Raw genomic sequence first — 26676 nt, forward strand, 5'->3', positions numbered from 1 at the left:
TAACATGGAAAACAAAATTAAAAAGTCAGCAAAATTAATTTTAAAAAAATTGGGCTATAATCTATCTAAAATAAATCCTTCAAATACTATTGATTTGAATAAGACAAATGAAAAAGATTATTTATTATTCAATTTTTATAATACTTTAAAAGCATTTAATTTTCAACCCAAACATATTGTTGATGTCGGTGCAAATCATGGTACATGGACTAGAGAAGCACTAATGCATTTTCCAAATGCATATTATACTTTGCTTGAACCCCAAGAATGGTTAAAAAAGTCATTTCAAGATATTTTAGATGATAATCCTAAAGTACAGTTTTATCCTGTTGGAGCTGGTGAGAAAAATGGGTCTTTTCTTTTTACAATTGTGGATAGGGATGATAGTTGTTCTTTTAGATACACTAAAGAAGAAGCGATTGAATCTGGATTTAAACAAATTGAAATTCCAGTATTAACATTAAATGAATTACTTTCACAAAGAGAGATTCCTGTTCCAGACATTATAAAAATAGATGCAGAGGGATTAGATATTGAAGTTTTAAAAGGAGCGAGCAATTATTTTGGAAAAACTGAAATATTTATGGTAGAAGCTGGTGTTGTTAATAAAAAGTTTGATAACAGTTTTCTCAAATTAATAAATTTTATGGATGAAAATGGTTATAGATTATTTGAGTTAACAGATCTCAATCGACCATTTTCTATAAAAGTATTATGGCTTGTTGAACTTGTTTTTGTAAAAAAAGATGGAATTATTGACTCACAAAGAATCATATAATGATCAACGTAACAAAAACTTTTTTACCGCCTTTAGAAGAATATAACAAGCAATTAAAACGAGCTTGGGAAAAGCAATGGCTTACAAACCGCGGAGAACTTGTATTAGAGCTAGAGCAAAAACTAAAGGAATATTTAAATATTTCTAATATTATTGCAGCTAATAACGGTACTGTACCATTGCAAATAGCGTTAAAGTTATTAGGAAACTATGGTGAAATAATTACTACACCATTTAGTTATGTTGCTACATCTGCCGCTATTGTGTGGGAAAATTGCACTCCTGTTTTTGTTGATATTCATCCTGAATATTTAAGTATTGATGAAACTAAAATAGAAGAAGCTATAACAACTAAAACAACAGCTATTCTAGCTACTCATGTTTTTGGTAATCCTTGTAATGTTCAAATTATAGAAAATATAGCAAAAAAATATAACCTTAAAGTTATTTATGATGCAGCGCACGCTTTTGGAGTATCTTATTTAGGAAAATCGTTATTTGAGTATGGTGATGTAAGTACTTGCAGTTTTCATGCAACAAAATTATTTCATACAGGTGAAGGAGGTGCAATGTTTACAAATGATATTAATTTACATGACAAGTTGTTTAACAGTCATAATTTTGGGCATAATGGTCCTTTGTCATTTTATGGATTAGGTATAAATGGAAAAATGTCAGAATTGCAAGCCGCTATGGGACTGTCTATTTTACCTTATATCGAAAACATAATTTCTGAAAGAAAAAAAGTTGTTGATTTTTATAATTCAAATTTAGATTTATCCCAGATTCAAATTTTGAAAATAAGGCAAAATACGCAATGGAACTATAGTTATTATCCTGTTATTTTTAAAAGCGAAGAGGTGTTGTTAAGGGTAGAAAAGAGATTAAATGAAAACCAAATTTTCCCAAGACGATATTTTTATCCCTCATTAAATACTATTGAGTATTTAAAAGGCACTCCAATGCCAATTTCAGAGAGTATAGCAAATCGAGTTTTATGTTTACCGTTATTTTTTGGATTAGAAATAACTACTTTAGAAATAATAACAAATCTAATAAATAGAAATATTTTAAAATAAAATGAAAATAACAATTGGTCAGATTGTTGAGAAAAAGAAAGTATTTGATATGCAGTCAGTAGTGGACTATGCAAGATTAACAGGAGATTACAATCCAGTTCATTTTGATGATATATATGCGTCAAAAACAATTTTTAAAAAACCAATTGTGCATGGACCTCTTATTCTCACAATGGTAACAACTATGTTTGCTAATGAATTACCTGGACCAGGCAGTGTTTATTTAAGTCATGATGTTAAATATTTTTATCCAGTTTATTACAATGATGAAATCACAGCTAGATTAGAAGTTATTGAAATTAACAATAAGAATCATATTTTTATCAAAACAACTTGTTTTAATCAATTGGGTAAAATTATTTTGGATGGAATAGCAAGATTAAAAATATATTAAGATGGCTTTTTTAAGTAGAGAAGATTTAGAAAAAATAGGATTCAAAAATTTAGGAAAAAATGTTTTAATATCAGATAAAGCATCGATTTATAGACCTCAAAATATATCAATAGGAGAAAATGTAAGAATTGATGATTTTTGCATTATATCTGCAGGAGAAAAGGGTATCGAAATAGGTAACCACGTCCATATAGCATGTTATGTTTCTTTAATAGGAAATGAATTAATTAAGATCAATGATTTTGTAGGTATAAGTTCTAAAACTTCAGTATATTCTAGTAGTGATGATTATTCAGGGGACTATTTAACAGGTCCAACTATTGAAGATGAGTTTAAAAATGTAGATAATCGCCCAGTGATTTTTGAAAGTTATAGTATAATTGGCTCTGGGTGTGTTGTTTTACCAGGAGTTACTATTGGAGAAGGTGTTGCTGTTGGAGCAATTTCATTAGTTGCAAAAAATTTAGATTCTTGGTGTATTTATGTTGGAACTCCAATAAAGTATATTAAGAAAAGAAGAAAAAATATGCTGCAATTTTTACCGTTATTAAAATGAAGATGCCCCCAGTTGTAAGTGTAGTTATGATTACTTACGGACAAGAAAACTATATTCGTAAGGCAGTAGAAAGTATTTTAATGCAGAAGTGTGATTTTGCAGTAGAATTTGTTTTAGCAAATGATTGTTCTCCTGATGGAACACACCATGTGATTGAAGATATAATTAAAAATCATCCGAATGGTTCTTGGATAAAATATTTTAGACACGAACATAACTTAGGAATGATGAGCAATTTTATTTTTGCTTTAAAACAATGTAGTGGTTCTTATATAGCAATGTGCGAAGGTGACGATTATTGGACAGATCCATTAAAATTACAAAAACAAGTAAGTTTTTTAGACGCTAATCCTGAATATGTTCTTTGTTTTCATCAGGTAGATCTTCTTAATTTAAATGGTGATATTGTCGATGATTTTATCACTAAAGTTCCTGAAGATTATGAAACTATTGAAACATTAGCTAGCTTAGGTAATTATATTCACACTCCTTCGGTTGTGTTTAGAAATATAATAAGAAAATTTCCATTTGAATTTGAATTGTCTCCTATTGGTGATTATTTTTTATATCTAATGCTTGCAGAACATGGAAAACTAAAGTTTTTACAAGAAAAAATGGCTGTTTATAGACATGGAGTTGGTATTTTTTCAAGCACATCAGAAATAGCAATTACTAAAAATAATTTAAAATTATTTACTTGTTTATTATCTTATTTAAATAATGAAGAGACCAAGAAAATTATACTTAAACGTCATTTTAAAATACTTTCATATCTAGAAGAATCAATTCATAATAATTATTCAAATAGCTTTGTGTCGAATCATTCTTTTTTTAGATTTTTAAAAATTATTAGATCAGATTATAAATCACCAAAAAAAATAGCAAGAACAATTTTGAATAATTTGCTCAAAAGATGAGAGTCAATAATTTTGATTTTTTAAGATCTTTGTTTGCATTATTAGTTGTCATTGCACATTGCTATCCATTATCAGGAAATGATGTGAGTTCTCAGTGGATTTTTGAAATTACAAATAAACAAATTGAATTATCGAATATTGGGTTAAATGGTTTTTTTATTATAAGTGGATATTTAATTTTTCAAAGTTTAGTTCATAGCGAAAATTTGATAGAATTTTACTTTAAAAGAATTTTACGCTTATTTCCAGCTTTAGTTGCGATTCTTTTTCTAACTACTTTTTTAGGGTACTTTGTTTATGATGGTCCATCACTATACTTTTATAATAGGGATATTTATACATATTTTCTTAGAAATATTTCAATTTTCAATTTGCAATATGGTATAAAAGGTATTTTTGAACATAATCCTTATCCTTCTGCAATAAATGGTTCTTTATGGACTATCGCTTACGAAGTAACAATGTATATTTTTATTTCAGGATTATTTTGGTTTAGGAAGAACACAAAACTTGTACAAATTTTAATATTTATATGTTTTGGCCTAATGTTTATAATTTATGTTTTTTTAAGTGATAAAATAAAGAGTTATAGCTTATTTGATCTTCAAGGTTCACATTTATTAAATCTAGGAACTTTTTTTGTTTGTGGTAGCTTATTAGCATCCCTAAAAATAGAACATTTCAAGAATAAAAAATATTTGTTTTTAATTGCATGCTTAATCCTTATTCTCTCTATATATTTTCAATTTTATAATCAAGTAAAGCATATTGTTTTGCCAATCTTAATTTTAATAATAGCTTTAGAACCTTTACTAATAATTAGTTCTTTTGGAAAAATTGGAGATCCGTCATATGGAATTTATATTTACGGATTTCCTATTCAACAAACATTAATTTATTACTTCAGGATGAATACATTGTGGTTAATAATTACTTCTGTTATTATATCTATATTTTGCGGATATATTTCTTGGCATATGATTGAGAAGTTTTTTTTAAAATATAAGGATAGTTTAAAATTAAGAGCGATGCTATGCTAGCTATTATTGTTCCCTACTATAAAATTTCTTTTTTTGAAGCGACTTTAGAATCTCTAGCAAATCAAACTGATAAGAGATTTAAAACTTATATTGGTAATGATTCGAGTCCACAAAGTCCCGAAAAAATACTTGAAAAATATCAAAATCATCTTGATATTAAATATGTCCGTTTTGATAATAATTTAGGAAGGGAAGACTTAACAAAACAATGGGAACGTTGTATTGAACTAACTAATGATGAAACTTGGATTATGATTTTGGGGGATGATGATATATTGCAAGAGAATGTGGTAGAGTCTTTTTTTGATAACTTAAAAGAAATTGAAAAATCAAAAAGCAATATCGTAAGATTTGCAACGCAAACATTTGATAATACTCAAAATAGAGTTTCTAAAATCTTTACAAATCCAAGACTAGAAAAAGCATCTGAATCTTATTATCGTAAATATTTAGGTTTATCAAGAAGTTCTCTGTCAGAATACATTTTTAAAAAAGACGTTTATTTAAAATACAAATTTAAAAATTACCCTCTTGCATGGCATAGTGATGATTATGCGTGGATAGAATTTGCAGAAGATTTTCCGATTTATTCAATTAATGAAAGTGTAATTTCTATAACAGTATCTGATGAGAGTTTGACAGGAATGACTAATAATTTGATTATAAAAAATAATGCAGAAATTCAGTTTTATATAGATTTAGTAACCAACAAATTAAAACTATTTAAAAGAAAGCAACGCGCTAACCTTTTGCTTCAGACAGAAATATCATTAAAGAAGTATCGTAAAATAACTTCGGTCGAATGGAGTAAGTTATCAGTATTTTATATTTCTAATCTATTATTTTTTCAATTTTTTAAATTAGTCAGAAGATTTATAAAAAGTCATTTTATTCAAATTTCTTCTAAAAATATTTAATTAAAATGAGTGAATTGATATCTATAATAATCCCAACCTTTAATAGAAGTCATGTTATAAGTCAAACGCTTGACAGCATTTTAAGACAAACTTATCAAAATTGGGAATGTATTATTGTAGATGATCGTTCAACAGATAATACTAAAGAAGTTATAGAAAAATATCTTAATAAAGATTCTAGGTTTAAGTTTTATCAGCGACCAGATAATATGCTAAAAGGTCCAAATTCTTGCAGAAATGTTGGCTTTCAATATTGTAGTGGAAAATGGATAAATTGGTTTGACAGCGATGATATTTATTTGGATACAGCTTTAGAAGAATTTATTAAAAATGTAGAATCAGATGTAGATGTGGTTGTTGGTAAGTTGGTTAAATTAGATTCTGTTACAAAAGAAGTAGTAGGTCATAATAGAATCTTTTCTGAAAATTTGCTAGAAAATTACTTCACAGGATTTGTTAGTTTTTATGTTTGTGGACCATTGTGGAATAAAGAGTTTTTAAATAAACAAGAACAATTATTTGATGAGAATATTCGATATTTAGATGATTGGGACTTTAATCTGAGAATGCTTTATCAAACCCCTAAAATTAAATTTATTGACAGGATATTATTCGAGTATAATATTGATCCAGCTTCATTGTCAAATGAGATTTACAAATTAGATTCAACAGAGATTAATTCGGAAATTTATGCTCGTGAAAAGCAATTAAAAATAATTCAAGAGAATAAATTAATAGATTATTCAATTTGCTTGAAATATGTAAGAGAACGGTATAAAATAATTTTGCGCGATATTTTGGTTTCTGGTAAAAGGCACAATGATAAAAGAAGATTACTATTTACAATACTAAAAAAAGATCTTAAATTAAAAAATCTTTTTTTCTATAAAATAACATTAGGGTATTTATCTTTTTTAATTTTTAAAAAAGGCTACTTTTTCTTTAAATAATTACAGAATGATACCTAAAATTATACACTATTGCTGGTATGGAAATGGAGAATATTCTGAGATTCAGAAAATGTGCTTTGCATCGTGGAAAAAATATTTACCAGATTATCAATTTATGTTATGGAATGAGAGCAATTCGGATATGCAGCAACCATTTGTCAAATTAGCATACGAAAATAAAAAATACGCATTTGTTTCGGATTATGTGAGATTAAAGGCTGTATATGATCATGGAGGGATTTATCTAGATACAGACATGTTCGTTCTTAAGAGCTTTGATGATTTATTAAATCATTCATTTTTTATAGGAGCGGAAAATAAAGATTTAATTAGTGCAGGCATTTTTGGAAGTGAAAAAGGTCACGATTATATAAAAGAATGTTTTAAATATTATGAAGATCCTAATCCTCAAGAATGGCAATTAAAGTTAGCCATTCCAAGAATTTTAACGAGAGGATTTGAGTCTTATATAAATAAACAATTTAATGTTTTTGATAAAATAGTAACAGAAAAAGAATTGGTAGTTTACACTCCTGAATTTTTTTATCCGTTACCTTTTGATGTAAATAAACCTTTTCAAAAAGATTTTTTGAAATATGCAACACCTAGATCGATCGCAATTCATTTATGGGAAGGATCTTGGATAGATTATGATTTTTTTCAGTTAATTAGAAGAGGAGATTATAGTGTTGCTATGCATAAAATCGATTTTAAAAAAAAGTTAACTTATAAATTTTTAATAAAGTCTATCAAAGCTTTAATTTATTCATTTAAGAATTAGATGGTATCAATAGTAATTAGAAATAAAAATGAAGCTCATTTATTAGAATCAACGCTTAAAATTTTGCGAGAAGTTTATGCTCAAGATATCGATGAGATAATAGTTGTAGATAATAAATCAACAGATCAAAGTGTTGATGTTGCAAAGAGTTATAATTGTAAAATTATAACTCTTGAGGATTTTACTTACGGTAAAGCAATTAATCTGGGAATTGAAAATACAAAAAATAATTTAGTTTTACTATTAAGCTCACATGCAGTACCTGTAGGGAACTCTTTTTTTATAAATTCAGTCAAAGAGTTTACTTCTAATTCAAAATTAGCTGGAATGCGCTATATTAATTCGTATTCTAATTATGTAAGAGCAAGCAAAAATGATTTTTTTATAGAAGATGGTTTAAACTTCGGATTGATGGCAGCTTGTGCTATGATAAATAAGAAAGTATGGAGAGATTATAAATTCGATGAAAAACTTGTTTTTAGTGAGGACAAAGAATGGTCAGTAAGAGTCTTGAATGATGGATATCAGATTAAAGATTTTAATGAAACTTTTTTCTATTCTATCAAACGAAATGAGAAGAATAATTTAAATCGTTGGAAAAATGAAACAATTGCCCATTATCAATTGCATCAGCTTGAGTATTCATCACTTTTAAAAATTATTGCCGTTTTCTTTAAAAAAATTGCTTTGGATATTCCTAAAAATTGTGCTAAAAATGTAATTAAAGAAATTAAATTACTTTTTATTAAAGTTGAAATTCGAAACATATTACAAAAAAAATAAATATGAATTTTCCATTAGTTTCAGTAATTATTCCTTGTTTCAATTCTTCACAATTTGTAAAAGAAACTATAGAATCGGTACTTTCTCAAACATATCAAAATTTTGAAATAATAATAGTAGATGATGGTTCTGAAGATCAATTATTTTCGATTATCAAAAAATATCTTGAGAATTCAAATATAAAATATTTTGAAAAGGAGAATGGGTTTTAGATTCTTATTCATTTCCTGAACTTCTTATAAATAATATGATTTTTTGCAGTGCGGTTTTTAAAAGAGAAGATTTTATAAAAGCAAAAGGTTATTCAGAAAAATTAAAGTTTGGTTTGGAAGACTGGGATTTATGGATTAGACTTTTAAATTCAGATGCTAAAGTGTTTAAAATTCCAGAAATTTTGTTTTTCTATAGAAAACACTATGGAACATCTATGAGTGATAAATTTTCTGACATTGAAAAACATAATCAAACCATGAATATGATTTTTGATAACAATAGAGAAATTTATAATGACTATTTTGAAAATCCGATAAAAGTAGCCTGGGATTCTGCACGATATAAAAAAATTATATTAAAAATAGAAAAATCCAAATTTTATAATTTTGAACTAAAAATTAAGAGGATATTCAGAAAAATTTATACATACAAAACTGAAAAATAAAAGCTAGTTAAAAGAATATATTTTTCAAAAAAGGTTTGATAAATTTTAGTTTAAGTAAGATCAATCCATTAGCTAAAAAACAACTTAATTTTTTGACGGATCGATTTGTATTATTTTATAATTAAATAAAAAGTCTTTCAAAGGTAAATAATGATGCAAAAATTTAAAGTAAGTATATTTATACTCACCTACAATCAAGAGAAATATATAAGTCAAACTTTAAAAAGTATCCTGACTCAAAAAACTGATTTTGATTTTCAGTTAGTAATTGGAGAAGATTGTAGTACAGATTCGACAAGACTTATTTGTGAAAAATTCGCGTTAAATAATCCAGAAAAAATTAAATTATTACCATTACTTGATAATAACATTGGTTTGATCAAAAATTATATACGTACCATTAGAGAGTGTGACGGAAAATATATAGCAATTTGTGATGGAGATGATTATTGGATTGACGAGAAAAAACTCCAAAAACAAGTTGATTTTTTAGAAAACAATCCGCAGTTTTCTATTATTTATACGAGTATTGAACTCCTGTTTAAAGACGGAAGTAAAAAAAAGTGGTTTCCAATCATAAACAAAGCAGATACGCAATTCGAAGATTTAGTCTTTGGTAATCATATTCCATCAGTTTCTTCAATGTTTAGAAATATTCAGAATTATAATAATAAATTTCCGTCTTGGATTTTAAAATATCCTTTTGGTGATTGGCCAACATATTTATGGACTATTAAAAATGGAGGTCAGATTCATTTCTTAGATGAAGTAACTGCTGTATATCGAATCGATGCAGGAATCTCATCCGAGATGAGAAGAATAAATTCTAATATTGTAAAAATCAATATTAATATTCTGCAAGATATTCTAAATGATAATGAATTTGTTTCAAAAAAAGAAGTTGTTACTCAAGCCATAAAAAACTTAAATAAAGGTCTAGTTTCAAGATACAATAGAGAACGTAAATATTACATGGGATTTATTCAATTTTTAAAAAACACAAAACACATGGGAAGTAATTTCTCTGATTTTAAAATGTATTTTTATTCTATTTATAAAAGTTTAATATGATAACCTTAGTTCTTACAAACAGAGATCGGGATTTACGAATTATACAAAAATGTTTAAAATCTTTAAGTTTACAATCGAATAAAGAATTTAAGGTCTTTTTGATCGACTATGGCAGTGAAAAAGATTATATAGCGAAATTAAAAGAGTTAATTCAAGAATTTACTTTTGTAGAATTAATAATCTGTCCAGTTAAAGGACAATTATGGAATAAATCTCGAGCGATCAATATTATATTAAGAAAAACAATTTCTCCTTATTTTTTAGTTGGTGATATTGACTTAATGTTTCACCCTGATTTCATTCAAATTGCTAAAGAATTAGCAAATCCAAATGAAGTTCATTATTTTCAATATGGTTTTCTATCTCTTAAAGAATCTTTAAAAGAAAAAGAATTTGATGCTTTTGAAGTTGATTTTAAAGGAAGTAATGAAGTTACTGGAACAACTCTTTTTCCAACAGAATTGTTAAAATCAGTAAATGGATATGATGAGTTCTATCATGGTTGGGGAGCAGAAGATACTGATATTCATTTAAGGCTGCAGCATTTAGGATTTTCAATAATTTTCAATGATGCAAAAATTCTTTTGAAACATCAGTGGCATCCAAAAATATATCGAAGCAAAAATAGTAGCAATCCATTTCATTCGTCTCTAGAGAGAATCAATCAATCGTACATGCATTTTAGCAACCAATCTCGACGATCGAAAGTTAATATTCATAGCGAATGGGGAATATTGCCACTAGAATCAGATCGGCAAAAAATATTAAATGAAGTAACTGATCATAAATTTGTTTTAGATAGTGAAGATATTAAGCTTTCTGCAGTCTTAAAGCAATTGCAAAATTTCACAAACGAAACGGTAGAGATAATAATAAGAAGTGTAACTATAAAAGAAAGACTTAAGCAAAGTATAAAGAAGTTCTTAGGAAAAAAAAGTAAAACTTATCTAGATTTACAAACAGTAAATGATCGAATTTTAGAAGAGATTGTTTTACTATATAGAAATAAACCTTATTCATATTCTTTTCAGAGAAAAAATAGTTTAATTCAACTAAAAATTAAATTTTAGCGATGAAAATTTTAATGGTTTCAATACCTAACCACCATTTTTTTCAATGGGTTGATCAATTACAGGAGAGTGGACATGAGGTATACTGGTTTGATATTTCAAGTAGTACTGATAAAGCTCAAAGAACTAAATGGCTGAATCAAATTAATAATTGGAAAATAAGATGGGATTTTCCGGGAAGAAAAACCATTAAAATACGATTTCCTAAAGTTTATAAAATAATTCAAAAATTTGGTGAAGTAGAGACGTCAGATTATTTTAGAGGTATTTTAAATCAGATTAAACCTGATATTGTGCATAGTTTTGCAATGCAACTTTCATGTCTTCCAATCTTGGATGTAATGAATGAATATCCTAAAACAAAATGGCTTTATTCATCTTGGGGAAGTGATATTTTCCTGCATGAGAAATTAGGTATTACAAAAGAAAAATTTGCAGAAGTTCTAAAAAGAGTAGATTATTTAATAACAGACTGCGAGAGAGATCACCAAATAACATTACAAAATGGTTTCATCAATAAATTTTTAGGTGTTTTTATGGGTAATGGTGGAATTAGAATCAATGAAAATTTCATATTAAATTCAAATCAAAGAAATATATTGCTAATAAAAGGTTACGAAGATGGAATTGGTAAAGCTTTGCAAATAATAGAAGCAATAGAGTTGCTGCCAATAAAATTGTTTGAAAACTTTAAAATAGTGATTTATAGCACAGATGTTTCCGTAAAAGAAAAAGTAGAAAAATCTAATTATTTTAAATGTTTAGATATTAAAATTTACTTAAGAGGAGAATTCATTTCTAATGATCTTTTACTCGAAATAATGGGAAGAAGTATTTTACATGTTGCCAATAGTATATCTGATGGATTACCTACAAGTGGAGTAGAAGCTATGGGAATGGGGGCTTTTCCAATACAATCTAATCCAGGAAATGTTTCAGAAGAATTTATTATACATGGGAAAAGTGGATATCTAATAACAAATCCATTTGATACTGAGGAAATTGCTGAGCATATCCAAAATGCTTTAAAAAATAAAGAATTAAGAGAAAATGCAAAGTTGTATAACGTTAATTTTGTATATCAGAATTTTAATAGAGATCATCTTAAAAAACAGATAATTAAGCTATATGAAAAAGTTTATGAGGAGTCTAATTAAGTTGTTTAGTACAGTCAAAAATATTGATCAAAAATTAGATGAACGTCAAATAGAAAATATCAAGCTCAGATCAGAGAAAAAAACCGATTTACAAAGATGGCAAAATGATGATCAACTTTATAGGGACTGGGACGAAAGAACCATTTTACTTTCATCTTATATTAAGCCAAGAGCTAGTATAATAGAATTTGGAGCCGGAAATATGATTCTTAAAAATTATTTGGACAATTATAAAATTTACATCCCTACTGATATTGTTGCTAGATTCAATGAAACTGTTGTGTGTGATTTAAATCAAGGAGTTATTTCAGCAGTAAAAAAATGTGACACTGCTGTCTTTAGCGGAGTTCTAGAATATGTTTATGATATTAACAAGGTTTTTGAAGAATTAGGACCAACAATAAAACAAATTGTTTTGTCTTATTGCTGCACAGATATTGTAAAATTGTCTAGGGATAAAAATGGTTGGCTGAGTGATTATACTAAAAGTGATTTAGAAGAAATTTTCAAAAAACATGGTTTTGAAATTGAAAATTATGCAGAGTGGAGAAAGCAGTCAATTTTTAATCTGATAAAGAAATCAAATACTTCGGGATCACAAAACTAAGTATTAGTCTGAAACAGACTAATTTTTTTAAATAATAAAGTTATGAAAAAAACAGCCATAATTCCACTTCGTAAAAATTCAAAAGGGATCCCAGGAAAAAATAAAAAGAAGATGCTTGGAAGACCACTTTTTTCATGGGTTCTAACAGAAGCTGTTTTCTCAGAATTAGATGAAGTTTATATTTTTACAGATGATCCAGAAATTATAGATTATATTAAAAGAGAATATTTTTGGACCCCAAAAGTAAAAACTCTTTTACGAAATGATGAAAATGCTTCTGATACAGCATCTACAGAAAGTGCTATGCTCGAATTCGCAGAATTGATAAATAATGATTTTGATATTTTATGTTTATTACAGGCAACCTCACCAATTACAAAAGCTCAAGATATTAATGCAACGTTAAACGAAATTCTTGTTAATAAAAAAGAATCGGCTTTGACAGTCGTAAATACACATCGATTCACATGGAATTCAGATGGAACTCCTCAAAATTATGATGTTTTTAAAAGACCAAGACGCCAAGATTTTGATGGATTGTTGATTGAAAACGGAGCCGTATATGCAACAAATAAAGAAGCTTTTTTAAATTCAAAAAATAGAGTTAGCGGTTCAATTGGTCTAGTAAAAATGGACGAAGAGTCTCTTGTAGAGATTGATAGTTTGTCAGATTGGGATATTATTGAAAAACTCTTGGCAGATCGTCAGAAGAAAAAGAAAGTACACCAACGTATTGACTATTTGGTTTTAGATGTTGATGGCGTTTTTACAGATGGATGTGTTTACTATGACGCAAATGGCGAAATGGCAAAAAAATTCGACATGCGCGACGGAATGGGATTAGAAATATTAAGACAAAATAATATTGAAGTTGTGGTAATGACCTCAGAAAATTCTGAGTTAGTTGCGCAGAGAATGAAGAAATTGCAGATTAAACATACTTTTTTAGGAATAAAAGATAAGTTTTCGTTTTTAACACATTTTCTTTCCGAGAGAAATAGTAGTTTTGGCGCCGTTTCATATGTGGGTGATGATGTAAATGATTTGGCCAATATTTGCAGTGTCGGATGGTCGTTTACACCTGCAGATGCAATAGAAATTGTTAAAGCAAATGCAGATTATATTTTGACACATCAATCTGGCGCTGGTGCAATAAGAGAAACTTGTGAAATTTTAATAAAGTACAACAAACGTTATGAAGGAATTTAAGAAACCTTATGTGATTGCAGAAATTGGATGTAATCATAAAGGTGAAATGGAAATAGCCAAAGAGTTAATTAAAATAGCCAAAATCTTCGGAAACGCAGATGCAGTTAAATTCCAAAAGCGTAATAATAAAGAGCTTCTAACAGAAGAACAATATAATGCGCCACATCCAAATTTCTCTAATTCATATGGTGAAACTTATGGAGAACACAGAGAATTTTTAGAATTTGATCTTGAGCAGCACGGAGAATTAAAAACGTATTGTGATGAAATCGGAATTACATATTCCACATCAGTTTGGGATACAACATCTGCAAAAGAAATTGCTTCGTTAAATCCAGATTTTATTAAAATTCCTTCTGCCTGCAATAATAATTTTGAAATGCTGGGCTGGCTAAGTGACAATTATTCAGGTGAGATTCATATTTCTACTGGAATGACTACTAAAGAAGAAACAGATACTTTAGTTGAATTCTTTACACAAAAACAACGAAACAAAGATTTAGTTTTATACAATTGTACATCAGGATATCCCGTTCCTTTTGAAGATGTATGTCTTTTGGATATTAATATTTTAAAACAAAAATACGAACATAAAGTCAAACATATTGGCTTTTCAGGACATCATTTGGGTATTGCCGTTGATATTGCAGCTTATACTTTAGGAGCCAATATTATAGAAAGACATTATACTTTAGACAGAACTTGGAAGGGTACAGATCATGCGGCTTCTTTGGAACCAATGGGATTGCGTAAACTTACTCGTGATTTAAATGCAGTTTATCAGGCTTTAGCTTTTAAATCCTCTGATATTTTACCAATTGAACAAATTCAAAGAGATAAACTAAAAAACAAAAAGGTTTAATAATATGTTTTTCTCAAATACAATTAGGCTTTTTTGGTGGAATGAAAAAATCATTCAAGGTAAAAAAAGAGAAAATTATGGAGATCTTGTTGGAAAATATCTTGTAGAAAAAATCTCTTCAAAAAAAGTTGTTTTTGCGTGGCCAAAAAAGTTCTCATTGCTAGATTACATAATGCCAATTTATGTAACTGTCGGAAGTGTTTTGGCAAATGTAAATCATAAATGTATTGTTTGGGGAAGTGGAATTATAGATCAAAATATAAAAATAAAAAAGGCAGTTTTTTTAGCTGTACGAGGTCCGCAAACAAGAAAATTTCTTTTAGATCTTTCTTATGATGTTCCTGAAGTTTATGGAGATCCAGCATTATTATTGCCGAGATATTTTAATCCAACAATAGAAAAAAAATATAAATACGGTTTTATACCTCACTATAATGATTATAAACTAGTTCAAAATTGGTTTACAGATAATCCAGAAGTACTGCTTATAGATTTAATGACAAATGATATTGAAGCAAAAACAATAGAATTTCTCCAATGTGAAAAAATTGTATCATCTTCCCTTCATGGAGTTATAGTAGCTCATGCATATAATATTCCCGCTGTTTGGCAGAAGTTTTCAGAAAAAGTATTCGGAGATGATATTAAATATCAAGATTATTTTGAATCTGTCCAGCTGCCTTTTGTTAAACCTGAAATTAGACTTGAAAAATTTTCTAATTCAGAATTAGAAAATCTTTTTAAAGAACTTCCGAATCTTCCTAAACGAGAAATTATAGATCAATTATGCGATGGACTTTTGAATGTTTGTCCTTTTAAAAAATAATACTTTATTAAACTGCAGATTTTTTTAGCCTCTTATTTTAAATGAAAAAAAACATATTTATCTTTTTGCCAGACGGCGTTGGACTTAGAAATTTTGCCTTAACTTCTTTTAAAGAAATAGGAGAGAAAAGTGGGTTTGATATTACTTATTGGAATAATACTCCATTTTCTATTACCGAAAAGTTAGGTTTCAAAGAGTTGCAGATTAAAGAGAAATCCCTACATCCTTTAACTTTGGTTTACAGTCGTTCTCGTAAAAGAATGGAGTTGAATTTTTTTGATAAAAAGTTTAATGAAGTTGTTTACAATACATATAATTTTCCTCAATCTTACAAAGGCCTAAATAATTTAGTTAAAAGTTTAATGGTAGATGCATTAACAGCTTTTGGATCTAATAAAAAAGGAATAAATTTTGTTCGAAATCAAATAAAAAAAGCAGAACGCACTACAAATAAATATAGAGAAAGTAAAAAACAGCTAGAAGCTCATAAGCCAGATTTTGTCTTTTGTACCAATCAGCGTCCAACACAAGCAATTTCATCAATTTTGGCAGCTCAAGATTTAGGAATCCCAACGGGAACGTTTATTTTTTCTTGGGACAATCTTCCAAAAGCAACAACTCTTGTAGAAACAGATTACTATTTTGTGTGGAGTGAATACATGAAAAAAGAGGTTTTAATGTATTGCCCATATGTAAATGAAAATCAAATTTTTGTAACGGGAACTCCACAATTTGAAAGTCATTTTGACAAAAGCCTTTTGCAGTCAAAAGAAGATTTTTATAAATCTCATAACCTAGATCCTAATAAAAAATACATCTGCTATTCTGGCGATGATATTGTTACATCTCCTTTAGATCAATATTATCTTGAAGATTTGGCATTGTCTGTTAAAGAGTTAAATAAGGACGGATATTCTTTAGGAATTATTTATAGAAAATGTCCTGTAGATTTTACAGATCGCTATGATGAGGTTTTAAAAAAATATAAAGATGTAATTACGAGTATAGATCCTTTATGGAGCCCAGTTGGACAAAGCTGGGATGAAATTATGCCTACTAAAGAAGATTTTGCACTGCAGGCTAATATTTGTGAATATACTGAATTCGTTGCCAACATTGCGTCTTCAATGGTCTTTGATTTTTCTGCTCATGATAAATCATGTCTGTTTTTTGATTACGAGCAACCTCAATTAAAAAAAGGAATTCGAGATATCGGACAAAATTACAAGTATATTCATTTTAGATCAAAACCATCAGAAGATGCGGCTTTGTGGGTGAGAGATAAAAAAGATCTAACCTCAATTGTTAAAGATATAATTGATGGAAATATTTCTAGTGTAAAAGAAAGTAAAAAATGGTTTGAAATTATTGTTGGACCAAATCCTACGCAGGCTTCACAAAACATTTGGGAAAGCTTAAATGCCATTTTAACAAAGTAATATTTTATGTTTTTTAATTCTTTGGCATTTGCCATATTTTTACCAATAGTTTTTTTTCTTTACTGGTTTGTATTCAATAAAAACAAAAGCACACAAAATGCTTTATTAATTGTTGCGAGTTATTACTTCTATTCTTGCTGGGACTGGAGATTTCTTTTCTTATTAGTGTTTTCTACTTTTCTAGATTATTTCACTGGAATTCAGATTGAAAAAAGTAATTCAGAAAAAAGCCGGAAATTTTGGTTTTGGCTTAGTATTTTAGTGAATTTAGGTTTCTTAGGGATTTTTAAATACTATAATTTCTTTGCAAATTCTTTTGCAGAAATGTTTACCGCTTTTGGTTTCAAAGCAAGTCCAATTTTATTAAATGTAATTTTGCCTGTCGGAATTTCATTTTATACTTTCCACGGATTATCTTATGTTATAGATATTTATTACAAAAGAATAAAAGCAGAATATAACTTTGTTGATTATTCCTTATTTGTGAGTTATTTTCCACTTTTGGTAGCAGGACCTATAGAAAGAGCTACTCACTTACTGCCTCAGGTAAAAGTTAAAAGAGAGTTTAACTATGAAACAGCCAAAGAAGGAATTTATCAAATTATTTGGGGTTTAGTTAAAAAAGTGGTTATAGCAGATACTTGCGCAGTTTATGCAAATGCTATTTTTGACAACTATCCTTCAATGAATTCATTTTCTCTAATTCTAGGAGCTATTTATTTTGCTTTTCAGATTTACGGAGACTTTTCAGGATATTCAGATATAGCACTCGGAGTTTCTAAATTATTTGGCTTAGATTTATTGCGAAACTTCAATTATCCTTATTTTTCAAGAGATATTGCAGAGTTTTGGCGTCGCTGGCATATTTCACTTTCATCTTGGTTTAGAGATTATTTATACATTCCTCTGGGCGGAAGTAAAGGCGGACTTTGGATGAAAATAAGAAATACTTTCATTATTTTTATTGTCAGCGGTTTTTGGCATGGAGCCAATTGGACTTATATCGTGTGGGGATTTATTAATGCTGTCTATTTCCTTCCATTATTATTATCTAATAGCAATAGAAACAATATAGATTCAGTTGTTTTAAAATGGAATCTAGATTCTATAAGAGTATTATTCAGCATACTTACTACTTTTTTATTGACTTGCGTTGCTTGGGTCTTTTTTAGAGCAAAAACAATTACGGATGCTATTTTATATTTAAAACGAATATTCACCAGTCGAGATTTTGCTTTTCAGTATTTAGATAATGAGCGCTATAATTATGAATTATTATTAATGATTGGTGTATTTGTTTTGGTTGAATGGAATAACAGAATGAAAGTGGAACCCATTTCAGGAAAAAGAAGCTTGTTAAAAATGGCATTAGCAATTTTAGCCATTATCGCTTTTGGAACCTATTCTGATTATAAAGAATTTATTTATTTTCAATTCTAATGAAGAAGTTTTTACTCTATATATTTAAAATTTTCATTGTAACGATTTTGATTGCAATTCTTTTAGACGCCGTATATACTTTTGTGTTTATGCAGTCAAGAAATCGTGGAAAAATCGAAACTGTTGTAAATTCTAAAGCAAAAAAATACGATGTCGTTATTTTAGGTTCTTCTCGTGCAAACAATCATTTTGTAGCACAAATGTTTGAAGACAAAGGATTAAAAACCTTCAATTATGGAATGAGCGGCGGACATTTATTTGAAGCTTCATTGATGTTAAAATTAATGATTGAAAGAAAATACGAAATCAAAAATGTAATTCTAGAGGCAGATCTTAATCTTTCAAACGATCAAGAATCTGAAGGAGTTGCCGCAAAATTTTTACCGTATATTCATTGTTCAAATGCGATAAAAGAACATTTTTTGACAGAAGAAAATTTTAATGAGTTATACTATATCCCTTTTTACAGATATATAAAATTCGATTCTAAAATTGGTTTCCGTGAAGTTTATAAAATCGCTGAAAATGAAAAAACAAATGCTTTAGATAATTTAGGATTTTATCCGTTAGAGAAGCACAAAAACGGAAATATGAAGAACAATATCGTCAATCTAAATCCGTTGCCTCATAATAAATACTATGAGGAGATTAAGCATATTTGTAAAAAAAACAACATCAATTTTATCGCAGTTATGACACCAATGTGCGAAAATGTGGTTGGAATGAATTATTTTGATAAAGTAAAAAAAGCTTATCCTGAAATTCACAATTATGAAAATGTAGTGGTCGAAAATAAATACTTTTCTTCATGTGGACATATGACAAGTGAAGGCGCTAGATTATTTACTGGTAGAATAATTAACGATTTTTTCAAGAAGTAAAATTCCTTTTTTAGAAATGATAACATTTAGTAAAATAGGGAAAAAAGGAAATTTAGGGAATCAGCTTTTTCAAATTGCATCCACAATTGGATTAGCGAATAAAAACAATCGCGAATTCTCTTTTTTACTTTGGAAATATCAAAGCTCATTTAAAAATAAATTACCTGTTTTAGCATCTGATCTGACAGATTTTGTAAATTTTGAAGAAGAAGAATACAATCATTATGAGTGGAATTTTGAAGCTAAGAACTATGATTTAAGTGGATGGCTTCAAACCGAAAAATATTTTGATAGAGAACTAACCAAACATTATTTTGAGTTTTCAGATTCTTTGGTAGAAAAAATAAGTTCACTGTATCACAAAGCTTTTGAAAAACGTACAATCTTGATATCTATACGCAGAGGAGACTTTGTCGATCATAAAGATTATTTTCAAACTCCAATAAAATATTACCTAAATAGCTTAGTTGAATTTTTTTCAGAATGGGATTCTTACAATCTTATTATTTTGAGTGATGACATAAATTATTGCAAATATCATTTTTCATTTTTGGAGAATGCTTTTTTTGGAGATGGATTAAATGAAGTAGAACAACTTTGTTTAGGTACTATGTGTAATGATTTTATAATTAGTAATTCTACTTTTTCGTGGTGGACTGCCTGGCTGGGAGAGAAAAGTGATTCAAAAATTATTCGACCTTTAAAAAATTTTGACGGACAGAAACGCCTAAAACTAAACGACAAAGACTATTATCCTGAAAGATGGATAAAATACAATCATTTGGATCAAAAAATTCAATTGAAAGATTTAGCAGTCATTATTAATGCTGCTAGGAATAAGGAAGAGCTGAAAATATATTTATCCAATTATTTTGACGCAGAGTTTGTCTCGGATGATAATATTCAATCTCCAAAAATTACTTTTGCAATAAATAAGGATTATTTTATATCTCCTGTTTTAATTTACTTTTCGTGGCTAAAAATTAAAAAATCAAATATCACTTTGGGGACTATTAACATAATCAAAACTTTTAAAGTTTCGAAAGCTTTAAATTATAGTGAATATTCAGTACAGAAAGATTTTGGTTTTTTCTCAAGAATTTTTTCATTTCCTCAATATAATAAAGAAAAGGAAAATTATAATAGCGGGATTTATTTAAAACAAACTAAACTTATAGATTCAAATGAAAGTTTAGTTAAAAATGAACTTTTACTATATTGCTCCGCGGTTAGATTTCTTAAAATAGGAGGCTACGAATTTAGTTTTAAAAGGTTTCTAAAAAGAAAAGAAAATCAGTTGAAACGAAGCGTAAAGAAAATATTGAATATAAAAAAATGAAATCAAATTTACATGTTGCCTATATTGTATCTCACTATCCTCATAAAGCTTTCGGACATGATGGCGGAATAGGTACAAGCGTTTATACTTTAGTTGAAAAACTGAGAAAATCCAATGTGCAAGTTTCTGTTTTTGTATATGGGCAAAAAGAAAAATTTATTATAGAAGAAGAAAATGTTACCATTTATAGTTTAGATAATAAAAAAGGCAGGTTTTTTAATTTTTATTTCAATAGAAAAAAGATAGAAAATTTTATTAATAAAATTATTGAAGAAAAGAATATAAATATAATTGAAGCTCCTGATTGGACAGGAATTACAGCTTTTATGAATTTTAAAATTCCTTTGATAATTCGGTTTCATGGAAGTGATGCCTATTTCTGTCATTTAGAAAACAGAAAACAAAAACGCAAGAATTTCTGGTTTGAAAAACTGGCGATAAATAGGGCAGAAGCATTTATTGCTCCAACTAAATTTGCAGGAGAAGTTTCGAAAGATCTTTTTAATATAAAAGGAAAAGAAATTAAGATGATTCACTATGGTTTGGATCTTCAAAATTTTGAAAATGAAACACCAGAAGAGTTTGAAAAAGATTTGATTTTATATGCTGGTACTCTAATTAGGAAAAAAGGAGTTCTAGAACTTCCACATATTTTTAATAAAGTGCGTGAAGATTTTCCAAATGCCAAATTAGTTTTAATTGGCGGAGATTCTTTCGACTTAAAAACAAATTCAAAATCAACTTGGGATTTGATGAAAAGCTTATTTACTGAAGAGGATCTGAAAAATGTAACCTATTTAGGTAAAATTCCATACAGTGAAATTCAAAATTATATTAAGAAAGCAAATGTATGTGTGTTTCCAACCTTTGCTGAAACTTTAGGAATGGTAACTATCGAATCTATGGCAATGCAAAAAGCAGTTGTCAATAGTGATATTGGATGGTCGCAAGAACTTATTGTAAACGAAGAAAGCGGTTTTTTAGTTCATCCTTCTAACCATGATTTATACGCAGAAAAAATAAAGAAAGTTTTGAGTGATAATCTCTTTGCTCAACAACTTGGTAAGTCAGCAAGATTACACGTTGAAGAAAAATTTGATATAAATAATATTGTGATTGAAAATATCAACTTTTATCAAAAAAGATTAAACTTAAAAAAATAAAAAAGTGATAATTGTTTATCATCAAAAAAATAAGGTTGTTGAGGTTGAAACAAATGACGCCAAAGTACCTTTTGAGAAGAATAGTATTACTGAAAATCTAATTGAGCTTGCAGAAAAATTTCCGCAAACTTTGATTATTTGGTGCCATATTTCATTCAGATCAAATCTTAATATTCTTGAATTTCAGAATATTTTTCATCATGAAAAAATAATGGCATCGTATAATTTGTCTTCAAATTATTTTATATCAAAGGAGATTGGATATGTTGAAACATCACCTTTTTTAAACATCAATAAAAAGGTAAATTATCCAACTTGGCAAATGAGCAGTCATGTTGGGGGAGTTCATGCTTCTATTTTATTGATGCTAAAAAATGAAGTGCAAAAAGATAAAAACTTTGATTATTTTTTAAACTCAATTGCAAAATTAGCAATGCCTCTGGGGCTGTTTTGTTATTCAGAGCCAATGTTAATAAAAGAGTTTTCAGAGTCATTATCAAAACAAAGTGAAAGTAAATTTCTTTTATTTCGATTTGTCAAACAGCATTATAAAACAAGCTGGGTTTTTTTATTGTTTTTGAATTTATTTCTTTATGAGCGAAAATTTACAGTTTTCCCTCTCTTATTTAGTTTGTTCTATAAAAAAAGAAATCTAGATAGCAGTATATTAGAACAAATTGAAATACAATCAAGCAAAAAAGTAGTAGAAAAAGGAACTTTAGATATTATAATTCCAACAATCGGACGTAAAAAATATTTGTATGATTTTTTAAAAGATTTATCATTACAAAGTTTTTTGCCGCAAAATGTAATCATCGTAGAACAAAATCCTGTTAATGAATCTGTTTCGGATCTATCTTATATAGAAAAAGAAAGTTGGCCTTTTTTTATCAAGCATATTTTTACTCACAAAACAGGTGCATGTAATGCACGAAATCTAGCTCTCAAAAACGTAACTAGCGAATGGGTTTTTATGGCTGATGATGACATTAGAATTGATTATGGTTTTTTAAAGCAAGCTTTTGAACTAATCAAAAAAGAAGGTCTTGAACAGGTAACTTTTGGATGTTATGCGTCTGACTACCCGCAAAGTAAAAAAAACAAACAAAAATCTCAGTTCACTAGTTTTGGCTCAGGATGTAGTATTTTAAAAACGAAAAATATTGAAAACATCTCTTATAACACTAATTTTGAATTTGGTTATGGTGAAGATAGTGATTATGGAATGCAGCTCAGAAATTTAGGATTTGACATTACCTATTTGCCTAAGCCAGAAATAATTCATCTTAAAGCACCGATTGGCGGTTTTAGAGGAAAACTTACTCTTCCTTGGCAAGAAGATAAAATACAGCCAAAACCTTCTCCGACTGTAATGTTATATAATCTTTTAAATTTAACAAAGGAGCAGTTAAACAGCTATAAAACGACTTTGTTTTTTAAATTTTACAGTGTTCAAAAAATTAAAAACCCATTTAGATATTATGCTAATTATCAAAGGCAATGGAATAAAAGTTTATATTGGGCCAACAAACTAAATAGTCAAAAATGAAAGTTTCGTTAATTGTCTGTACTTACATGCGAGCTGAATCCTTATTTAAATTACTCGAATCGGTAAGTATTCAAGATAAATATCCAGATGAAATTTTAGTAATTGACGGATCATTAAATGATAAAACAGAATTTATTCTGAAGGGACATGACTTTAAAAACCTGAAATATTTTAGAGTAAAAGATGAAGATAGAGGGTTAACTAAACAACGTAATTTTGGAATTTCAAAAGTTGATCCACAATCTGAAATTGTTTGTTTTTTAGATGATGATACGATTTTAGAGCCTAAGTATTTTGAAGAAATTATTAAAACATTTCAAAATGATGACGAAATTGTTGGAGTAGGAGGAGTTGCAGTTAATGAAAATAAATGGAAGATTCAAGAGAGAAATCATTCTTATAGCCGTAAAAAGTTTTATTTGTTTGAAGGATATTTTTATAAGGAAGGCTTAAGAAATGTTGTTAGAAATTATCTTGGTCTTGCTTCTAACCTTGGACCAGGTAAAATGCCTTTATACTCTCATGGAAGAACTTGCGGATTCCCTTTAACAGGAAAAACATATGAGGTTGACTTGCTAATTGGAATGTCTATGGCTTTTAAAAAAAGTGTCTTTGAAAAAATTAAATTTTCAAAATTCTTTGAAGGATATGGTTTATACGAAGATGCAGATTTTAGTTTAAGAGCTTTACAGTTTGGTAAAAATGTAATTAATACCAATGTAAAATTAAGTCATTTTCATGCTCCAGAAGGCAGGCCAAATCTATTTAAATATGGGAAAATGGTAGTTAGAAACGGATGGTATGTTTGGAGAATTAAGAATCCGAAACCAAATTTACTGGCACGATATAAATGGAATGCCATTACCATTTTACTCACAATAATTCGTCTCAGTAACACTCTAACAGAAAAGAATAAAAAAAGTGCATTTACTGAATCTTTTGGAAGAACTATTGGACTAATAGGTTTATTGTTTAATAAACCCAACGTTTAAGATTTATAAATGAAGTTTTTAATAATAACTCACGTTGATCATATTGAGAAAGCCAATAATCTATATGGCTATGCTCCTTATGTTCGTGAAATGAATATTTGGCTTAAATATATTGATGAATTAATTATTGTCGCTCCTTTAAGCTCAAAGAGAAACTTAACGGAAGTTGATACTTTTTATAATTTTCAAAATATTGATTTTAGGGAGATTCCCAGCTTTAATTTTAAGAAGTTATCTGATGCTTTGATTTCTTTACTTAAACTGCCGATTATTTTTTGGAAAATTTTTTGGGCAATGAAAGAATCAGATCATATTCATTTACGTTGTCCGGGAAATGTCGGGCTTATAGGTTGTCTGGCTCAAATATTTTTTCCAAAAAAAATAAAAACAGCCAAATATGCTGGTAATTGGGATCCTAGAAGTAAACAGCCATTTTCATATCGTCTTCAGAAATGGATTCTTAATAATACATTTTTAACCCGAAACATGCAGGTATTGGTTTATGGCGATTGGGAAAAGCAGTCTAAAAATATAAAATCATTTTTTACAGCAACTTACTCAGATTCAGAAAAAGAAATTATTACCAAAACAGGTTTGAAATCATCAATAGATTTTATGTTTGTTGGAAGTTTAGTTTCAGGAAAAAATCCATTGTATGCAATAAAACTAATTGAAAAACTACTTGAAAAAGAAAGAAAGGTTATTTTGAATATTTACGGTGAAGGTTCAGAAAAAGAAAATTTGCAAAACTATGTTCAACAAAATCATCTTCAAGATTTTATTGTTTTTCATGGAAATGAAAGTAAAGAAACTATCAAAGATGCATACCAGAAAAGTCATTTTGTAATATTGCCATCAAAAAGTGAAGGCTGGCCAAAAGCTATTGCAGAAGCCATGTTTTGGGGATGTATTCCAGTGGCAAGTAAAGTTTCATGCGTTCCTTCTATGCTTGATTTTGGAAATAGAGGTATTTTGCTAGAAATGGATTTAAATCAAGATGTAAAGCAGATTGAGAATTTAATCGCTGTCGAAAATAATTATAAGTCAAAAAGTACATTGTCGCAGGATTGGTCACAGTATTATACTTTAGAACTTTTCGAATCCGAAATTAAAAAACTTTTGTTTAAATGAGAATTGTTCAAATTATTGATTCTTTGGAAGCAGGAGGAGCTGAAAGAATGGCGGTCAATTATGCAAACGGATTAGCTAAAGAAATAGAATTCTCCGGACTAATCGTATCTAGAAAAGAAGGTTTACTTAAAAGTGAAATAAATGAAAAAGTTTCATATCTCTTTTTAAAGAAAAGGAAAAAGATTGATTACAAGGCAGTTTTTAGACTTCGTAATTATTTAAAAAGGAATAAAGTTACATTCATTCATGCGCATAGTTCTTCTTTTTTTATTGCAGTTTTAGTAAAATTAACTTTGCCAAGAATCAAAATTATATGGCATGATCATTACGGAATTTCGCAGGATTTGTCTTCAAGGAAAAATTTAAGTTTAAAAATTGGTTCTATATTTTTTAGAGGTGTTATTTCAGTAAATTCAGATTTGAGAGATTGGGCGCAATCTTATTTATGGTGTTCAAATTTTATGTATTTACCTAATTTTATTATTGATTCTTTTGCGACTAAAGAGCGAGTTTTGTTAAAAGGTAAGGATGAAAAAAGAATTATTTGTGTGGCGAATCTACGACCGCAAAAAAATCACCACTTACTTGTTAACGCTGCCAATATAATTAGAAATAAATTTCCCGATTGGACCTTTCATTTATTTGGAAAGGATTTTCACGATACATATTCAGAAGAACTCAAAAAAAAGATCAACTTGTTAAAACTTGATGAAGTTGTTTTTTTATATAGTTCAACAGATAATGTTGATTCAGCAATTCAGCAATGTCAAATTGGAGTTTTGCCTTCTCTATCTGAAGGCCTTCCTTTGGCTATTTTAGAATATGGACGTCATGCTCTTCCTGTAATAGCAACGAATGTTGGAGAGATCTCAAAAGTAATAATGTCACAGAAAGAAGGTTTAATAGTAGAATCAAATGACGTGATTCAATTTGTAGAAGCAGTTGAAAAACTTATTCTTAATGAAAATTTAAGAAAACAACTAGGAGAAACCTTAAATCATAAAGTCCAATTGAATTTTAGTGAAAAAAATATCATTGCAGAGTATCTTTTATGGTTGAAATCTTTAACTATTTTAGCTGTTTAAAA

At 28.4% G+C, this 26676-nt stretch carries 28 protein-coding genes; all 28 read left to right on the forward strand.

The genetic code is table 11. The features are described 5' to 3' along the window. The first annotated feature begins 4 nt into the window (after positions 1-4). The 28 genes from EDB96_RS17350 (at position 5) to EDB96_RS17485 (ending at position 26674) form a co-directional block, all read left to right on the forward strand. A complete protein-coding gene (locus EDB96_RS17350; RefSeq protein WP_134142244.1) occupies positions 5-778 on the forward strand; it encodes an FkbM family methyltransferase in 774 nt (257 codons plus the stop codon). Continuing rightward, the gene (locus EDB96_RS17355) at positions 778-1857 is read left to right on the forward strand and encodes a DegT/DnrJ/EryC1/StrS family aminotransferase (protein ID WP_134142245.1); all 1080 of its coding nucleotides are present in this window, start codon (positions 778-780) and stop codon (positions 1855-1857) included. The genes EDB96_RS17350 and EDB96_RS17355 overlap by 1 nt, the downstream gene beginning before the upstream one ends. Position 1858: 1 nt before the next feature. Continuing rightward, on the forward strand, positions 1859-2251 hold the full coding sequence (locus EDB96_RS17360; protein ID WP_134142247.1) for a MaoC family dehydratase: 393 nt from the start codon (positions 1859-1861) through the stop codon (positions 2249-2251). A gap of 1 nt (position 2252) precedes the next feature. Continuing rightward, positions 2253-2807 carry an acyltransferase gene (locus tag EDB96_RS17365; protein ID WP_134142249.1) on the forward strand — a complete coding sequence of 185 codons (555 nt, stop codon included), beginning with the start codon at positions 2253-2255 and terminating at the stop codon, positions 2805-2807. A gap of 2 nt (positions 2808-2809) precedes the next feature. Beyond that, a complete protein-coding gene (locus tag EDB96_RS17370; RefSeq protein ID WP_166669324.1) occupies positions 2810-3724 on the forward strand; it encodes a glycosyltransferase in 915 nt (304 codons plus the stop codon). Beyond that, entirely contained in the window at positions 3721-4764 is a 1044-nt protein-coding gene (locus EDB96_RS17375; protein WP_134142252.1) for an acyltransferase family protein, read from the forward strand. Before EDB96_RS17370 ends, EDB96_RS17375 begins: the two co-directional genes overlap by 4 nt. Beyond that, positions 4758-5681, forward strand: a complete 924-nt coding sequence (locus tag EDB96_RS17380) for a glycosyltransferase family 2 protein (RefSeq protein WP_134142254.1) — start codon at positions 4758-4760, stop codon at positions 5679-5681. The genes EDB96_RS17375 and EDB96_RS17380 overlap by 7 nt, the downstream gene beginning before the upstream one ends. A gap of 5 nt (positions 5682-5686) precedes the next feature. After that, a complete protein-coding gene (locus tag EDB96_RS17385; protein ID WP_134142255.1) occupies positions 5687-6631 on the forward strand; it encodes a glycosyltransferase family 2 protein in 945 nt (314 codons plus the stop codon). Positions 6632-6638: 7 nt separating this feature from the next. Further along, positions 6639-7412, forward strand: a complete 774-nt coding sequence (locus EDB96_RS17390; RefSeq protein WP_134142257.1) for a glycosyltransferase family 32 protein — start codon at positions 6639-6641, stop codon at positions 7410-7412. After that, positions 7413-8195 (forward strand): glycosyltransferase family 2 protein, encoded by a 783-nt coding sequence (locus EDB96_RS17395; RefSeq protein ID WP_134142258.1) that lies wholly within the window; start codon positions 7413-7415, stop codon positions 8193-8195. It abuts the gene before it with no gap. Between the two features lie 2 nt (positions 8196-8197). Further along, positions 8198-8407: a glycosyltransferase family 2 protein gene (locus EDB96_RS17400; protein WP_134142259.1), complete on the forward strand. Its 210-nt coding sequence runs from the start codon at positions 8198-8200 to the stop codon at positions 8405-8407. Between the two features lie 35 nt (positions 8408-8442). Continuing rightward, the gene (locus EDB96_RS17405) at positions 8443-8853 is read left to right on the forward strand and encodes a galactosyltransferase-related protein (protein WP_134142260.1); all 411 of its coding nucleotides are present in this window, start codon (positions 8443-8445) and stop codon (positions 8851-8853) included. A 150-nt stretch (positions 8854-9003) separates the two neighbouring features. Beyond that, complete coding sequence (locus EDB96_RS17410; protein WP_134142262.1) at positions 9004-9924, forward strand: glycosyltransferase; 921 nt, start codon at positions 9004-9006, stop codon at positions 9922-9924. Next, positions 9921-10994: a glycosyltransferase family 2 protein gene (locus tag EDB96_RS17415; protein ID WP_134142263.1), complete on the forward strand. Its 1074-nt coding sequence runs from the start codon at positions 9921-9923 to the stop codon at positions 10992-10994. The genes EDB96_RS17410 and EDB96_RS17415 overlap by 4 nt, the downstream gene beginning before the upstream one ends. Positions 10995-10996: 2 nt before the next feature. After that, positions 10997-12151 (forward strand): glycosyltransferase family 4 protein, encoded by a 1155-nt coding sequence (locus tag EDB96_RS17420; RefSeq protein ID WP_134142264.1) that lies wholly within the window; start codon positions 10997-10999, stop codon positions 12149-12151. After that, positions 12123-12758: a hypothetical protein gene (locus tag EDB96_RS17425; RefSeq protein WP_134142265.1), complete on the forward strand. Its 636-nt coding sequence runs from the start codon at positions 12123-12125 to the stop codon at positions 12756-12758. The genes EDB96_RS17420 and EDB96_RS17425 overlap by 29 nt, the downstream gene beginning before the upstream one ends. A gap of 42 nt (positions 12759-12800) precedes the next feature. After that, a complete protein-coding gene (locus tag EDB96_RS17430; RefSeq protein WP_134142266.1) occupies positions 12801-13967 on the forward strand; it encodes an acylneuraminate cytidylyltransferase in 1167 nt (388 codons plus the stop codon). Continuing rightward, positions 13954-14829 (forward strand): N-acetylneuraminate synthase family protein, encoded by an 876-nt coding sequence (locus EDB96_RS17435; RefSeq protein ID WP_134142268.1) that lies wholly within the window; start codon positions 13954-13956, stop codon positions 14827-14829. Before EDB96_RS17430 ends, EDB96_RS17435 begins: the two co-directional genes overlap by 14 nt. A gap of 4 nt (positions 14830-14833) precedes the next feature. Then, entirely contained in the window at positions 14834-15655 is an 822-nt protein-coding gene (locus EDB96_RS17440; protein WP_134142270.1) for a polysaccharide pyruvyl transferase family protein, read from the forward strand. Between the two features lie 41 nt (positions 15656-15696). Then, complete coding sequence (locus EDB96_RS17445; protein ID WP_134142272.1) at positions 15697-17094, forward strand: UDP-glycosyltransferase; 1398 nt, start codon at positions 15697-15699, stop codon at positions 17092-17094. Between the two features lie 6 nt (positions 17095-17100). Continuing rightward, complete coding sequence (locus tag EDB96_RS17450) at positions 17101-18534, forward strand: MBOAT family O-acyltransferase (RefSeq protein ID WP_134142274.1); 1434 nt, start codon at positions 17101-17103, stop codon at positions 18532-18534. Next, positions 18534-19415: a hypothetical protein gene (locus tag EDB96_RS17455; RefSeq protein WP_134142276.1), complete on the forward strand. Its 882-nt coding sequence runs from the start codon at positions 18534-18536 to the stop codon at positions 19413-19415. Before EDB96_RS17450 ends, EDB96_RS17455 begins: the two co-directional genes overlap by 1 nt. Before the next feature lie 16 nt (positions 19416-19431). Beyond that, positions 19432-20754, forward strand: a complete 1323-nt coding sequence (locus EDB96_RS17460; protein WP_134142278.1) for an alpha-1,2-fucosyltransferase — start codon at positions 19432-19434, stop codon at positions 20752-20754. After that, entirely contained in the window at positions 20751-21917 is a 1167-nt protein-coding gene (locus EDB96_RS17465) for a glycosyltransferase family 4 protein (protein ID WP_134142280.1), read from the forward strand. Before EDB96_RS17460 ends, EDB96_RS17465 begins: the two co-directional genes overlap by 4 nt. A 4-nt stretch (positions 21918-21921) precedes the next feature. After that, positions 21922-23466, forward strand: a complete 1545-nt coding sequence (locus tag EDB96_RS17470; protein ID WP_134142282.1) for a glycosyltransferase family 2 protein — start codon at positions 21922-21924, stop codon at positions 23464-23466. After that, a complete protein-coding gene (locus EDB96_RS17475; protein ID WP_134142284.1) occupies positions 23463-24458 on the forward strand; it encodes a glycosyltransferase family 2 protein in 996 nt (331 codons plus the stop codon). Before EDB96_RS17470 ends, EDB96_RS17475 begins: the two co-directional genes overlap by 4 nt. Positions 24459-24467: 9 nt before the next feature. Further along, entirely contained in the window at positions 24468-25589 is a 1122-nt protein-coding gene (locus EDB96_RS17480; protein ID WP_134142286.1) for a glycosyltransferase family 4 protein, read from the forward strand. Next, a complete protein-coding gene (locus tag EDB96_RS17485; RefSeq protein ID WP_134142288.1) occupies positions 25586-26674 on the forward strand; it encodes a glycosyltransferase family 4 protein in 1089 nt (362 codons plus the stop codon). The genes EDB96_RS17480 and EDB96_RS17485 overlap by 4 nt, the downstream gene beginning before the upstream one ends. The last annotated feature ends 2 nt before the right edge of the window (positions 26675-26676 follow it).

The organism is Flavobacterium sp. S87F.05.LMB.W.Kidney.N, assembly GCF_004366435.1.
GTDB lineage: Bacteria > Bacteroidota > Bacteroidia > Flavobacteriales > Flavobacteriaceae > Flavobacterium.

Excerpts from the sequence above, each read along its gene's own strand:
- EDB96_RS17350 (WP_134142244.1), top strand. The coding sequence starts at position 5 with ATGGAAAACAAAATTAAAAAGTCAGCAAAATTAATTTTAAAAAAATTG.
- EDB96_RS17355 (WP_134142245.1), top strand. The coding sequence starts at position 778 with ATGATCAACGTAACAAAAACTTTTTTACCGCCTTTAGAAGAATATAAC.
- EDB96_RS17360 (WP_134142247.1), top strand. The coding sequence starts at position 1,859 with ATGAAAATAACAATTGGTCAGATTGTTGAGAAAAAGAAAGTATTTGAT.
- EDB96_RS17365 (WP_134142249.1), top strand. The coding sequence starts at position 2,253 with ATGGCTTTTTTAAGTAGAGAAGATTTAGAAAAAATAGGATTCAAAAAT.
- EDB96_RS17370 (WP_166669324.1), top strand. The coding sequence starts at position 2,810 with ATGCCCCCAGTTGTAAGTGTAGTTATGATTACTTACGGACAAGAAAAC.
- EDB96_RS17375 (WP_134142252.1), top strand. The coding sequence starts at position 3,721 with ATGAGAGTCAATAATTTTGATTTTTTAAGATCTTTGTTTGCATTATTA.
- EDB96_RS17380 (WP_134142254.1), top strand. The coding sequence starts at position 4,758 with ATGCTAGCTATTATTGTTCCCTACTATAAAATTTCTTTTTTTGAAGCG.
- EDB96_RS17385 (WP_134142255.1), top strand. The coding sequence starts at position 5,687 with ATGAGTGAATTGATATCTATAATAATCCCAACCTTTAATAGAAGTCAT.
- EDB96_RS17390 (WP_134142257.1), top strand. The coding sequence starts at position 6,639 with ATGATACCTAAAATTATACACTATTGCTGGTATGGAAATGGAGAATAT.
- EDB96_RS17395 (WP_134142258.1), top strand. The coding sequence starts at position 7,413 with ATGGTATCAATAGTAATTAGAAATAAAAATGAAGCTCATTTATTAGAA.
- EDB96_RS17400 (WP_134142259.1), top strand. The coding sequence starts at position 8,198 with ATGAATTTTCCATTAGTTTCAGTAATTATTCCTTGTTTCAATTCTTCA.
- EDB96_RS17405 (WP_134142260.1), top strand. The coding sequence starts at position 8,443 with ATGATTTTTTGCAGTGCGGTTTTTAAAAGAGAAGATTTTATAAAAGCA.
- EDB96_RS17410 (WP_134142262.1), top strand. The coding sequence starts at position 9,004 with ATGATGCAAAAATTTAAAGTAAGTATATTTATACTCACCTACAATCAA.
- EDB96_RS17415 (WP_134142263.1), top strand. The coding sequence starts at position 9,921 with ATGATAACCTTAGTTCTTACAAACAGAGATCGGGATTTACGAATTATA.
- EDB96_RS17420 (WP_134142264.1), top strand. The coding sequence starts at position 10,997 with ATGAAAATTTTAATGGTTTCAATACCTAACCACCATTTTTTTCAATGG.
- EDB96_RS17425 (WP_134142265.1), top strand. The coding sequence starts at position 12,123 with ATGAAAAAGTTTATGAGGAGTCTAATTAAGTTGTTTAGTACAGTCAAA.
- EDB96_RS17430 (WP_134142266.1), top strand. The coding sequence starts at position 12,801 with ATGAAAAAAACAGCCATAATTCCACTTCGTAAAAATTCAAAAGGGATC.
- EDB96_RS17435 (WP_134142268.1), top strand. The coding sequence starts at position 13,954 with ATGAAGGAATTTAAGAAACCTTATGTGATTGCAGAAATTGGATGTAAT.
- EDB96_RS17440 (WP_134142270.1), top strand. The coding sequence starts at position 14,834 with ATGTTTTTCTCAAATACAATTAGGCTTTTTTGGTGGAATGAAAAAATC.
- EDB96_RS17445 (WP_134142272.1), top strand. The coding sequence starts at position 15,697 with ATGAAAAAAAACATATTTATCTTTTTGCCAGACGGCGTTGGACTTAGA.
- EDB96_RS17450 (WP_134142274.1), top strand. The coding sequence starts at position 17,101 with ATGTTTTTTAATTCTTTGGCATTTGCCATATTTTTACCAATAGTTTTT.
- EDB96_RS17455 (WP_134142276.1), top strand. The coding sequence starts at position 18,534 with ATGAAGAAGTTTTTACTCTATATATTTAAAATTTTCATTGTAACGATT.
- EDB96_RS17460 (WP_134142278.1), top strand. The coding sequence starts at position 19,432 with ATGATAACATTTAGTAAAATAGGGAAAAAAGGAAATTTAGGGAATCAG.
- EDB96_RS17465 (WP_134142280.1), top strand. The coding sequence starts at position 20,751 with ATGAAATCAAATTTACATGTTGCCTATATTGTATCTCACTATCCTCAT.
- EDB96_RS17475 (WP_134142284.1), top strand. The coding sequence starts at position 23,463 with ATGAAAGTTTCGTTAATTGTCTGTACTTACATGCGAGCTGAATCCTTA.
- EDB96_RS17480 (WP_134142286.1), top strand. The coding sequence starts at position 24,468 with ATGAAGTTTTTAATAATAACTCACGTTGATCATATTGAGAAAGCCAAT.
- EDB96_RS17485 (WP_134142288.1), top strand. The coding sequence starts at position 25,586 with ATGAGAATTGTTCAAATTATTGATTCTTTGGAAGCAGGAGGAGCTGAA.